The 12,504-nt window shown below is 68.2% G+C and carries 9 protein-coding genes and 1 tRNA gene; 1 reads left to right on the top strand and 9 read right to left on the bottom strand.

The genetic code is table 11. The annotated features are described in order from the left end of the window. Positions 1-95: 95 nt before the first annotated feature. From pknB to ABZ803_RS21440, 7 genes are all read right to left on the bottom strand, one after another. Positions 96-1,997: a Stk1 family PASTA domain-containing Ser/Thr kinase gene (gene pknB, locus ABZ803_RS21470; RefSeq protein WP_357040918.1), complete on the bottom strand. Its 1,902-nt coding sequence runs from the start codon at positions 1,995-1,997 to the stop codon at positions 96-98. Continuing rightward, complete coding sequence (locus tag ABZ803_RS21465; RefSeq protein ID WP_357040915.1) at positions 1,994-3,514, bottom strand: protein kinase; 1,521 nt, start codon at positions 3,512-3,514, stop codon at positions 1,994-1,996. Before ABZ803_RS21465 ends, pknB begins: the two co-directional genes overlap by 4 nt. A 37-nt stretch (positions 3,515-3,551) precedes the next feature. Beyond that, positions 3,552-5,018 (bottom strand): penicillin-binding protein 2, encoded by a 1,467-nt coding sequence (locus ABZ803_RS21460; RefSeq protein ID WP_357040912.1) that lies wholly within the window; start codon positions 5,016-5,018, stop codon positions 3,552-3,554. Continuing rightward, positions 5,015-6,499, bottom strand: coding sequence for an FtsW/RodA/SpoVE family cell cycle protein (locus ABZ803_RS21455; RefSeq protein ID WP_357040909.1), 1,485 nt, complete (start codon positions 6,497-6,499; stop codon positions 5,015-5,017). The genes ABZ803_RS21460 and ABZ803_RS21455 overlap by 4 nt, the downstream gene beginning before the upstream one ends. Beyond that, positions 6,499-8,004 carry a PP2C family serine/threonine-protein phosphatase gene (locus tag ABZ803_RS21450; protein ID WP_357040906.1) on the bottom strand — a complete coding sequence of 502 codons (1,506 nt, stop codon included), beginning with the start codon at positions 8,002-8,004 and terminating at the stop codon, positions 6,499-6,501. The genes ABZ803_RS21455 and ABZ803_RS21450 overlap by 1 nt, the downstream gene beginning before the upstream one ends. After that, positions 8,001-8,468 (bottom strand): FHA domain-containing protein, encoded by a 468-nt coding sequence (locus tag ABZ803_RS21445; RefSeq protein ID WP_014980860.1) that lies wholly within the window; start codon positions 8,466-8,468, stop codon positions 8,001-8,003. The genes ABZ803_RS21450 and ABZ803_RS21445 overlap by 4 nt, the downstream gene beginning before the upstream one ends. Positions 8,469-8,673: 205 nt before the next feature. After that, complete coding sequence (locus ABZ803_RS21440; RefSeq protein WP_357040903.1) at positions 8,674-10,077, bottom strand: FhaA domain-containing protein; 1,404 nt, start codon at positions 10,075-10,077, stop codon at positions 8,674-8,676. A 225-nt stretch (positions 10,078-10,302) separates the two neighbouring features. Here ABZ803_RS21440 and ABZ803_RS21435 point away from each other — a divergent pair. Next, positions 10,303-10,385, top strand: a tRNA-Leu gene (locus ABZ803_RS21435). Positions 10,386-10,472: 87 nt separating this feature from the next. Here ABZ803_RS21435 and ABZ803_RS21430 read toward each other — a convergent pair. Together ABZ803_RS21430 and ABZ803_RS21425 are read right to left on the bottom strand one after the other, a co-directional pair. Beyond that, on the bottom strand, positions 10,473-10,901 hold the full coding sequence (locus ABZ803_RS21430) for an ester cyclase (RefSeq protein ID WP_040864141.1): 429 nt from the start codon (positions 10,899-10,901) through the stop codon (positions 10,473-10,475). A 148-nt stretch (positions 10,902-11,049) separates the two neighbouring features. Then, the gene (locus tag ABZ803_RS21425; RefSeq protein WP_357040900.1) at positions 11,050-12,483 is read right to left on the bottom strand and encodes a hypothetical protein; all 1,434 of its coding nucleotides are present in this window, start codon (positions 12,481-12,483) and stop codon (positions 11,050-11,052) included. Positions 12,484-12,504: the final 21 nt, after the last annotated feature.

Genomic DNA, 12,504 nt, shown 5'->3' with positions numbered 1-12,504 from the left:
TCCTCGTGCTCAGCTGCGCTGATTGGGATGAAGCAGCATCATTCTCCCGCAATTCACACCGGTTGGTCTCGTTTTCTGGATACCGGCGGCGCCGATCACGGCGGGCCGAGTACCCCCACGCCGACCAGGATGGCGCTGTTCTTCTGGATCGAACTGCCCGCGGACGGTTGCTGGCTGAGGATGCGGCCGACATTGCCCGCGTCGAAGGTGCCCTGCGGGGACTGGCTGATCTGGCTGGTGCTGCCGGTCCAGCCTTCCGCGCGCAGCTTCTCCACCGCCTGGGAGACGGTGAGACCGACCAGCGACGGCATCTTCAGGTCACCCGCGGACACCTGGACGGTGACCGTGGAACCCTTCTCGGCGCTGCTGCCGCCTGCCGGGCTGGAGGCGACCACCTCGCCCTTGGGCTTCGAGGACTGCACCTCCTGGACCACGACCTTGAAGCCGTTGCCCTCGATATTCGGCTGGGCCACGTCGATGCTCTGCCCGACCACGTAGGGAACGCGGACCGCCTCCGGGCCGGTGCCGACGGTGACGACGATCTCCCAGTCGACGTCGACCTTCGAACCCGGCGACGGGTTCTGCTCGATCACCTGGTCCTTCTCGGCGGTGCTCGACGGTTTGCGCTCGACGTTCGGATTGATCCGCAGGCCCTTGGAGTTCAAGACCTGCTCGGCCTGCTCCTGGGACAGACCGGTCAACTTCGGCACCTGGACCTGCGCGGGACCCGAGGACACCTGGACCGTGACCGTGCTGCCCTCGTCGATCCGCGAGCCGCCGAGAGGCTGGGTCGCGATCACGTTGCCCGTGGCGACCTTGCTGTCGGGCTTCTGCTGAATCGCCACGGTGAAGCCGAGCTTCTGCAGCGCGTCCTGCGCTTGCTGTGAGGACTTGTTGGACAGATCGGGAATGGCCACCTGGTCCGGGCGGCTTCCCGGCCCGAGCAGCACCCAGAACAGCGCGAAAGCCACCGCGACGGCCGCGACGGCGCCGATCGCGATGTAGGCGGTCCGGCGCCGTCCGTTCGGCTCGGCCGGATCCTGCTCGGCGGTGTCGTCGTGGCGCTCGACCGTACGATAGTTACGCGGCGGGGGCTCGTCCGCGCCCATCATGGTGGTGCGGTCCTCGTCGGTCATCACCATCGGGGCGCTGGGCTTCTGGCCGCCGAGCACCCGGATCAGGTCGGCGCGCATCTCGGCGGCGCTCTGGTACCGGTTGGCCGGATTCTTGCTCATCGCCTTGAGCACGACCGAGTCCAGTTCGCGCGGCACCCCGGAATACACGTGCGAGGGCAAGCGCGGGTCTTCCCGGACGTGCTGGTAGGCGACGGCCACCGGGGAATCACCCGTGAAAGGCGGCTCCGCGGTGAGGATCTCGAACAACACACAACCGACGGAGTAGACGTCCGAGCGCGCGTCCACCGTTTCGCCGCGCGCCTGCTCCGGGGAGAGGTACTGCGCGGTGCCGATCACCGCCGCGGTCTGGGTCATGGGATTGGAGTTGTCGGCGAGGGCGCGGGCGATGCCGAAGTCCATCACCTTCACCGCGCCGGACCGGTTGATCATGATGTTCGCGGGCTTCATGTCGCGGTGCACGATCCCGGCCTTGTGGCTGAAGTCCAAGGCGGCGCAGACATCCGCGATGATCTCCATCGCGCGGCGCGGCGGCAGCGGTCCCTTGCCGCGCACGATGTCGCGCAGCGTGTCACCGTCGACGTACTCCATCACGATGTACGGCAGCGGGCCGCCGTCCACCTCCGCCTCGCCCGTGTCGTAGACCGCGACGATGGCCGGATGATTGAGCGCGGCCGCGTTCTGCGCTTCGCGCTTGAACCGCAGGTAGAACGTGGGGTCACGAGCCAGGTCCGCCCGCAGGACCTTGATCGCCACGTCCCGGCTCAGCCGGATGTCGCGAGCCTTGTGCACCTCGGACATACCACCGAACCCGATGATCTCGCCCAGCTCGTAGCGAGACGAGAGATTCTTCGGGGTCGTCATGGCAGTCCTTGCGAAGAAGTGGCGGATCCGCTGCGTGTGGCCGAAGGCCCTCGGGCACCGGGAATCTCCGGGAATGGTATGTCGAGGGTCGGGATGCGCGGACGGCTGGTGGTGGTGGCGGTCGGCGCGGTGGTCGTCGGCTTCGTCGTGCTCGGTGCCGTGCTGGTGGGCGGCGGGGTGGTCGTCGTCGGCTCCGGTGTCGTGGTCTTCGGCTCGGTGGTGGGAGGTTCGTAGGTCTCGGTGTCTACGGGCGGAGGTGCGGGCTTGGGGGTCGTCGTGGCCACCGGCGGGACGGGCTTGGGGTTCGGCGCGACCGTCACGGTCGGCGACGGCGTGGAATCCGGATTGGTGTCTCCACCGAAGAGCAGGTAGGCCGTGAGCGCCCCGAGCAGCACGGCGCCGATGCCGAGCCCGGTCAGCCATTTCTGGGTCGTGGTGAACCTGCTGCCGTTACCGGGCGGGGGACCGCTCGCCGCACCACGGCTCAGCACCGTGGCCGGAGCCGCGAGGGTGCCCGGATGATGGGCCGCGCCCACCGCGCCCGCGGCAGGCGTCGAGTAGCGCACCGTCGCACCGTCGAAGTCGGCGGGCGTGGAGGGGATCACGGCGGTCGGGCCGGGCGGAAGCACCCGCGTGGCGCCGGTCAGGGGCGCGGCGGAGTGCGCTCCGCTGGGCGGCGGCGGGCGGCGGCCCGCGCGCACGGCGGCGACCGCGTCGGCGAACTCACCGCCGCTGGCGTAGCGCCGCGACGGGTCCTTCTCCATCGTGATCTCGATCAGTTCGCGCACGTTGCCGGGCAGATCGGCCGGCATCGGAGGCGGTGTCTCGCGCACGTGCTTCATCGCGACGGTGATCGCGCCGTCGCCGGTGAACGGCCGCTGTCCGGCCAGCACTTCGTAACCGACCACGGCGAGTGAGTACACGTCGCTGGCCGCGGTCGCGTCCTCGCCGACCGCCTGTTCCGGTGCGATGTACTGGGCGGTGCCCATCACCATGCCGGTCTTGGTCACCGGGGAGGCGTCCACCGCTTTGGCGATACCGAAGTCGGTGATCTTCACCTGGCCGGTCGGCGTGACCAGGATGTTGCCCGGCTTCACGTCACGGTGCACCACGCCCGCGCGGTGCGCCACGTCCAGCGCGCGCCCGGTTTGCTCGAGCAGATCGAGTCCCTGGGCCACCGACAGCCTGCCGAGCCGGTTGAGCACGGTGTTCAGCGGCTCGCCCTGGACGAACTCCATGACGAGGTAGGCGATCTCGCTGCCCTGCGGGTCGATGGTCTCGCCGTAGTCGTAGATGCCCGCGATGCCGGAGTGATTCAGCTGGGCGGTGGTCTTCGCCTCGGTGCGGAATCGATGCCGGAACGTCGGGTCGGCCGAGAACTCCGACTTCAGCACCTTGACCGCGACCCTGCGGTCGAGCCTGGTGTCCAGCGCTTCCCAGACCTGGCCCATGCCGCCGGTCGCGATCAGTCGCTGCAGCCGGTATCGGTCGGCGATCATCGCACCGTTGTTCAGCATCGAGGTCCCCGTACCTTCACTCGCACATCCATATCGTTCAGCCCCCTCGAAGACCGGCGTCCAGAACCGCGCGAGCCACCGGCGCGGCGACCGAGCCACCGGTCGCGGCAAGCGCCCGGTCCCCACCGTTCTCCACGATTACCGCGATGGCGATCTTCGGGTTCTGCGCGGGGGCGAACGCGATATACCAAGCGTGCGGCGGCGTGTTACGCGGGTTGGTCCCGTGTTCCGCGGTGCCGGTCTTGGACGCGATTTGATAGGGGGTCTGGCCACCTCCGGAGGTGTTGCTCTCCGACGCGATCATCAAGTTGGTTACGGTCGACGCTACATCGGCGCTGACGGCTTGGCCGACCGAGACCGGGTTGGTCTTGGTCAGCTCGCTCAGATCCGGGCGCTGCAACTGATCGACCAGGTACGGCTCCATCCGGACGCCGCCGTTGGCGATGGTCGCCGCGACGACCGCGTTCTGCAAGGGGGTCAGCGCCACGTCGCGCTGCCCGATGCTGCTCTGCGCCAGGGCGGCGTCGTCGGAGATCGTGCCGACGGTGCTCTCCGCCACCGGCATCGGGATCCCCCGGTGCGGGCCGACACCGAACGCGGCCGCCTCGTCCTTGAGGTCCGCGGCGCCCACCTTGATGCCGAGTTCGGCGAACGCGGTGTTGCACGAGCGCCGGAACGCCTCGAACAACGAAGCGGTCGGATTCGGACCGCAGGTGGTGCCGTTGTAGTTCTCCATCGGAGTGCTGGTGCCGGGCGGAGTGAAGGTCGGGGCGGCGGTGAACTGGTCGTCGGGGGTCGCGACGCCGTTGGCCAGCGCGGCCGCGGTGACCACGACCTTGAACGTGGACCCGGGCGGATAGGTCTGCGAGATAGCGCGATTCAACATGGGGTGGTTCGGATCCGCGCTCAGCGTTTCCCACGCCTGGGTGCCGCGCGCGCCGTCGTGCCCGGACAGCAGGTTCGGGTCGTAGCTCGGCGTGGACACCATGGTGAGGATCTTGCCGGTGCTCGGCTCGATGGCCACCACCGAGCCGGTGTAGCCCTTGCTGGTCATCTGGTCGTAGGCGACCTTCTGCATCAGCGGGTTGAGCGTGGTGAGGACGTTGCCGCCGCGCGGGTCCCGGCCGGAGATCAGGTCGACGAGACGGCTGCCGAACAGTTGGCTGTCGGAGCCGTTGAGCACCGAGTCCTCGGCGCGTTCTAATCCGGTGCTGCCGTATTGCATCGAGTAGAAGCCGGTGGCAGGCGCGTACGCCTCCGGCTCGCTCGGGTAGGCGCGCAGGTACTTGTAGCGATCGTCGGTCGCGATCGAGCTGGCCAGCACGGTGCCGCCCGCCGAGATCTGCCCGCGCTGGCGGGCGTATTCGTCCAGCAGCACCCGGGAGTTGCGTGGATCCGAGCGCAGGTCGTCGGCCTTGATCACCTGCACGTAGGTGGCGTTCGCCAGCAGCGCGACGACCATCACCATCACCGCGACCGCGACTCGGCGTAGTGGAGTGTTCATGTCAGCGGCCCCGCATCCGGTCGTCCCCCGTCGCGGCGCAGCAGTTCGGTCTGCGCGTCGGCGATCGGCGCCGGTTCCTTCTTACGCACCGGGGCGGGTGCGCGGGCGGCGTCGGAGACCTTGATCAGCAACGCCAGCAATGCGTAGTTGGCCAACAGCGAGGAGCCACCGTAGGACATGAACGGAGTGGTGAGACCGGTCAGCGGAATCAGCTTGGTCACACCCCCGACCACGACGAACAGCTGGATCGCGATGGTGAACGACAGACCGGCCGCGAGCAGCTTGCCGAAGCTGTCGCGCACCGCGAGGGCGGTGCGCAGCCCGCGCACCACGAACACCAGGAACAGCATCAGCACCGCGGCGAGCCCGATCAGGCCGAGCTCCTCGCCGATCGTGGTGACGATGAAGTCGGTCTTGGCGAAGGGCACCTGGTTGGGCCTGCCGCTACCGAGGCCGGTTCCGGCGAGACCGCCGGTGGCCAGGCCGAACAGTGACTGCGAGATCTGATAGCCGGTGTTGTTGTAGTCGTCGAACGGGTGCAGCCAGGTCTCCACCCGGACCCGCACGTGGCCGAACAACTGGTAGGCGAAGACGAATCCGAGTGCGAGCAGCCCGCCGCCGATGACCAGCCAGCCGACCCGTTCGGTGGCGATGTAGAGCATCACGAGCACCGTGCTGAAGATCAGCAGCGAGGTACCGAGATCCTTCTCGAACACCAGCACGCCGATGCAGACGATCCAGACGGCCAGAATCGGACCGAGGTCGCGGCCGCGCGGGAATTCCATGCCCAGTACGTGACGCCCGGCGGCGGTGAAGATCTCGCGCTTGGCCACCAGCACCGAGGCGAAGAAGATGATCAGCAGGATCTTCGCGAACTCACCAGGCTGGACGCTGAACCCGGGCAGCCGGATCCAGATCTTCGCGCCGTTGGTCTCGGAGAACGCGCTGGGCAGCAGCGCCGGGATGGCCAGCGCGACGAGGCCGATCAGCCCGAGGGTGTAGCTGTAGCGGGCGAGCGTGCGGTAGTCGCGCAGCGCGATCAGCAGTGTGATGAACACCAGCGTGCCCAGCGCGGTCCACAGGATCTGCTGATTGGCGTCGGGGGAGGGGGTCGCCCACGAGTTGTAGGCGGCGGTCTGCTGGTCGGCCAGGTCGAGCCGATGGATCAGCACGAGACCGAGTCCGTTGAGCAACGCGACGATCGGCAGCAACAGCGGATCGGCGAACGGGGCGAACCGCCGCACGGCCAGGTGCGCCACCGCGAACAGTGCCAGGTAGGCCAGACCGTACTTGGCGATATCCCAGGTGATCGACTGTTCTTGACTGGCCTCGACCAGGAAGAGGGACACGGTGGTGATGACCGCTGCCGCCGCGAGCAGCAGCAGTTCCGCATTTCGTCTGGTGCTCGGCGGTGGCGCGGGAGCGAAGCCGCCCGGGGGACTGGGAAAAGCCCCAGCCGACGGCGGTGCCGGCGCGGACATCAGTCCGTCACCCGGCAGTTCTCCCCCGTGGTCTGGGGATTGGGCGAGGTGCTCGACGGCGTGGCAGGAGCCTCCGACTTGGTCGGCGTCTTGATCTCGGTGCCCCTGGCGTCACCCTGTTCCGGCGCAGGCGCAGGCGCAGGCGCGGGTGTGGTGGTGGCCGGTGCGGGCGGAGCGCCGTTGGGCGCGGGCGGTGTGGTCTCGGCGGACGGGACGACTCCCGGCTGCGGCGCCGATTCCTTGACCGGGCACGGCGGCAGCAGTTCTCGCTGAGCGAGATAGGTCATCGAGTCCCTGGCCTTGTCCAGCGAACCCGGCGGCAATCCCTTGTCCACCTGGTCACGGCCGGTCTGCTTCAGATCGCTGACCTTCAGCGGCTTGCACGAGGAGGGCGGATCCGCGCCGGGCTCGGACAGGGTGAGTTCACCGTTGCGGGTTACGCACCCGACCAGGTTCACGTCATGGATCGAGTAGCCGAGGATCGACCCGGGTAACCCGCGCAGGATCACCACCGAACCGTCGTCGGCGCCGACGTAGTAATTGCTGCGGATCATCTTGTAACCGACCACGAGCCCCACGCAGACCGCGACGACGAGCGCCAGGGCGAGCACGATCCAGCGCAGCCGGTGCGACTTCTTCGCGGGCGGCTCGGGCGCGGCCGCGGCCCGGCGCGGCGCGGATCGCGGCGGACGCAGAGCGGAGGCCCGGCCCGCGGCGGTGTTGGGCGGAGGACTGTCCTCGTCGACGCCGGACGCGGCGCCCGCCACGATCGGGTGGCTCTGGCCGTAGTCCAGATCGATGACGTCGGCCACGACGACGGTCACGTTGTCCGGACCGCCGCTGCGCAGCGCCAGCTCGATGAGCCGGTCGGCGCACTCGTCGGTGGTGCCCTCGCGCATCGTGTTCGCGATGGTCTCGTCGCTGACCACGTCCGAGAGACCGTCGGAGCACAGCAGGTAGCGGTCGCCTGCGCGCGATTCGCGCATGATCAGCGTCGGCTCGATCTCGTTGCCGGTGAGCGCGCGCATGATCAGCGAACGCTGCGGGTGCGTGTGCGCCTGCTCCGGTGTGATCCTGCCCTCATCGACCAGCGACTGGACGAATGTGTCGTCCCGGGTGATCTGGGCCAGCTCGCCGCCGCGCAACAGATAGGCGCGAGAGTCGCCGATGTGCACGAGGCCGAGTTTCTTGCCCGCGAACAGGATTGCCGTGAGCGTGGTGCCCATGCCGTCGAGCTCGGGCTCCTCTTCGACCTGATCGGCGATGGCGGCGTTGCCTTCTCGGGTCGCCGCGTCGAGCTTGCCGAGCAGATCGTCGCCGGGTTCGTCGTCGTCGAGGTGGGCGAGCGCGGCGATCATCAACTGGGACGCGACTTCTCCCGCGGCATGGCCACCCATGCCGTCGGCGAGTGCGAGCAGCCGGGCGCCCGCGTACACGGAGTCTTCGTTGTTGCCTCGGACGAGACCACGGTCGCTGCGCGCTGCGTAGCGGAGAACAAGTGTCACGATCGCAGCTCGATCACTGTTTTGCCGACACGAACAGGCGTGCCGAGTGGAACACGGACGGCGGTGGTGACTTTCGCGCGATCGAGGTACGTGCCGTTCGTCGAGCCGAGGTCTTCCACGTACCAGTCGTCACCACGCGGAGACAGTCGCGCATGCCTGGTCGAGGCGTAATCATCGGTGAGTACCAGCGTGGAGTCGTCCGCACGCCCGATCAGCACCGGTTGGGTGCCGAGCGAGATGCGGGTGCCGGCGAGTGAACCCTGAGTCACCACAAGAAATTTGGCGCCCTTCTGGCCCCGGCTGAAGGAAGGCAGCACCGCGGAACCGCGTGCGGCCCTGGGCTGAATCCGAATGCCGGATGCCGCGTAGATGTCGCTGCGCAAGGTGCGCAGCACAGCCCACACGAACAACCACAACAGCAGAAGGAACCCCGCACGGGTCAGTTGCAGGATCAGTCCCTGCACGGCGCTCCACCTCCTGTTCGACCGTGTACGTCGGTGCCGTAGGTGCGGTTCGACCACCCCCACCAGCCTGCTGGTCTTGCCGGCCCCGGTGTCGGCGCCGCGCGTGTGTAGGCAGCATCATAGGGCCGTCGGTCGAGTTCGATCACGATACGGCCGACGAATCCCTCGAGAGCCATGTCGTGACCTGCACCGCGAGCTTACGGGATCAGACGATACGGATCAGGATCTCGGAGTGCCCGGCACGGATGACGTCGCCGTCGGCGAGCTGCCAGTCCTGCACGGGGGAGCCGTTCACCAGCGTGCCGTTGGTGGAGCCGAGGTCGGACAACATCGCGGTCTGTCCGTCCCAGCGCACCTCGATGTGCCTGCGCGACACGCCAGTGTCGGGCAGGCGGAAGTGCGCGTCCTGGCCGCGGCCGATGATGTTGCTGCCTTCCCGCAGCTGGTAAGTCCGGCCGCTGCCGTCGTCCAGCTGGAGGGTCGCCGAGTAGCCCGAACCGGCCTGCGGCGCGGCGCCGTAGGCCTGGCCGCCCGCGTAAGCCTGCGGCGCGCCGTAGCCGGGTTGCTGCGAGTACGCCTGACCGTAGCCGCCCTGGTCGTCCTGACCGTAGCCGCCTTGATCGGCGTAGCCCTGATCGCCGTAACTCGGATCGGTGTATCCCGACTGCCCGTATCCGGGCTGGCCATAACCTGGCTGGCCGTAGCCCGGCTCGGCGTAGCCCTGCTGGCCGTAACCGGCATCGCTGTAGCCCTGCTGGCCATAGGCCTGGTCGGCGTAGCCCTGCTGGCCGTAGCCCTGGTCGCCGTAGCCTTGCTGGCCGTAACCGCGTTCGGCGTAGCCCCCCTGCTGGCCGTAGCCCGATTCGCCGTAGCCGGCTTGCTGGCCGTAGCCGGCTTCGCCGTAACCCTGCTGGCCGTAGCCCTGACCGCCCTGACCGCCCTGGGGGTAGTCGTAGCCGTTCTGGTAATCGCCGTAACCCTGCTGCGCGTCCGGAGCCTGGTAATCCGCCCCGTACGCGCCACCGCGGCCGTAGTCGTCGCGGTACGCGCCGTTCTGCGCACCGCCGCGACCGGCAGGCGGTGGAGCGTACCCGCGGTTGCGTGGATCGGACTCCGCGGGCTCACGGCTCGGGTCGTAGCCTGAGTTCTGCGTCATGGGGCCAGCTCCTGGTTGCGGGTTTGCAGGTCGTTGTGGCGGTGATTCGGGGCCGCGAGCCGCGCCGGCTCTGTGTCCGGCGTCGGGATCGACGCGGCCACTCGCCCTGAACTGTCCGGTGTGCAGCGTAGGTGATGCCTCGAACGCCACGTGTACTTCGCCGTAGGTCTGCCAGCCTTGTTCGCGGATGTAGTCCTGCAGGTGTTTGGCGAACGCGCGGGTGGTGAGGTCGTGGTCGGCGTCCAACTGCTGGTGATCGGAGGAGTTGATCGTGATCACATAGCTGTTGGGTGCCAGCAGATGCCCTCCGCCCACGTCTTGGACATGATCGGCGGCCTCGCGTTGCAGCGCCGCCTCCACTTCCTGGGGTACGACACTGCCGCCGAACACTCGGGCGAACACGTCACCGACGGCGCCTTGCAGGCGACGCTCGAATCGCGAAACGATGCCCATCAAGGCCTCCCTTCGGTGCGCGTCTCTTCCTGATTCGTAACAACGACACGCGTGTATGGCGTGTCGTTAATCGACCACGTTCATTGCATGATATCCACGATCGTCCACACCTGTAACTCTTGGCGACGGCCGCGGGTTCCCGGGCCTGTCCAGCCCCCCGGTCAGGCCTCTGAAATGGCGATTTCGTATCCGGCGCGAGGCCGTGATACTGTCTCCCAGTCGCTCGGGCGAGTGGCGGAATGGCAGACGCGCTGGCTTCAGGTGCCAGTGTCCTTCGGGACGTGGGGGTTCAAGTCCCCCTTCGCCCACAGACGGGAAAGCCGCGTATCGGATTTGTACTGATACGCGGCTTTCCCCATTTTCGTGTTTCGAAACGCTGGGCTCGGCCGCGTCGGTCAGTGCCCTCCCACGGCGGGTAATACTCCGAGCTGCTGAAGGAACCCGAGCACGTCCTTGTCGGACCACTTCTCGGCGATCTTGCCGTCCGCGATCCGGTGGATCGCGGTACCGGTCATCGTCAATTCGTTCCCGGTCGCCGGTATCCCCGGGAGGTCCCCGGTATGGCGGCCGTACGCGGTGAGTCGTGTCACGACCCGGTCGCCCTCCGCGAGCTGATCCTCGATCACGTGCCTTCCGGGAGTGGCGTCCCAGAACATGCGAAAGGCCTGTTTGAGGCCCTCGCGGCCGGTGGCGAGGCCGGGAAACGGCGGCGGCGAGTGATCGAGGTAATCCTCCGCGACCAGGTCGTCCATGGCGTCGACGTTCCCCGCGTCGATCTCCTGATAGAACCGGCGGACCAGCGCCTTGTTGGCTTCCAGCGACATGATCGACCTTTCTCCTCGGATGCCTGCGGCGAACTGCTGTCGTTCACCGAGTGTCGCACCGGGCGAGCAGCAACCTCTGCCAACACTGCTCGGAAAACGGATACAGCTTGGTAGCGAACGATCAGATACGAACCTTCGCGTCGCGCGCTCAGTCGACCGGGCCGTGGCGGTCGAGGAAGCGCTGCTCGAACGCGGCGACGAATCGCGCCGGATCGACGGCCGAGGACGAGTGCGCGAACTCGCCGTCGTCGGCGATATAGAAGATCGCCCGGTCCGACCGCGGGCTCTCTGCCGCGGGGGCGTGCACCCTCCAGCCGAAGCGGAAGCGCTCGGCGGTCAGCCGCGACAGCGGATACCCGCTGGTGTCGAGCTGCCGTCCGGTGACGTAGTCCCGTACCCGGCTGATCGCCGCTTCGGCGGGCATCGGCTCGGGCGCAGTGGACAGCAGCCCGGCCACGGAGAACTGATAGAGCGCGCCGTCGATGTCGAAGCGGCCGTCGTCGCCGAAGACGGCGGCCACTGTTGCTCGTGTCACCCTGCCCGCTTCGGCGGCGGACAACAACGCTCCTATCGCCTTGATCGCGTCCTCGCCCGGACGCTCCCCGAGCGTCCCCGCCACGATCTTCGTCGCCGTCTCGCGGGTCCAGACGCCCGGCACCGCGGGCGCGCACTCCTGGGCCGACGGCGACTGCCCGCGATACCAGCGCCCGGCTTCCCACCAGTAACAGAACGACAGCAGGCCGGAAGCGGCCCGCGGATTCAAGACGGGGTCGGCCACCCAGTCCGGCGCGCCGCCGTACAGCTCGGGCATCGGTGCGCCGGCGTTGTACACGGCGTCCAGGGTCGGCGCGTTCCACACGCCACCGGACAACACGGCGCGTCCGGCCGGAAGCGCGTGCAACGTGGAGCCTCCGCGCGCAGTGCCTTCGAATATTCCGACCCAGGGCAGCATTCGAGGGCCCCATTCCGACTTCGCCGCCACGAAGGCCGCCGAGATCGTCGTCCATCGGGCCCACATCTGCGGGAACGGGGGGAACTCGTTCTCCGCGAGGACTGCCCACACCTGTTCGGCCCGGTCGGCACGGGCCTGGGCGGCGGCCTGCTGTGGAGTACGCCGCTGCCGGTCGCCATGCCCGATGTAGGCGGCCAACCACACCGGCAACTTTTCGCGCGGATACGCCTCGAGATCGGCGCGATACGCCTCCGGCACGAACAGTTGACCGTCCGGGAAGGGTTCGTCGCCGTAGTCGTAGGCGACCTCGATCCCGCCGGAACTCGTCATCGCGATCATCATTCGCCACCACGGGTCCGCTCCGGAGCCTGCCGCGATCGCACGGTGCTCCCGGACGATGGCAAGCACCGGCTCCGGCGGATCTACCGGTACCGCCTGCGGGCCGACGGAATACACGAGTCGGGCGATCTCACTCACCACCGTGACCGCGAACACCGCATCCAGCCGCTGCCACCCGGTCGGCGCGTTCGCCGCCAGCGCACGAGCCAGTGGGTGTTCTATGGTCAGCCCATCGGGCGCGTCCACCACGTCGTCCTCCGTGTCGATATCCAGGCCCTGCTCTCGCCGCACCCCGCGGGACCTGGCACTGCC

The sequence above is a fragment of the Nocardia sp. NPDC047648 genome (assembly GCF_040642815.1).
GTDB classification, from domain to species: domain Bacteria; phylum Actinomycetota; class Actinomycetes; order Mycobacteriales; family Mycobacteriaceae; genus Nocardia; species Nocardia gamkensis.
The sequence above is the reverse complement of the archived record's forward strand: the minus strand, read 5'-3'. Positions and strand labels throughout refer to the sequence as shown.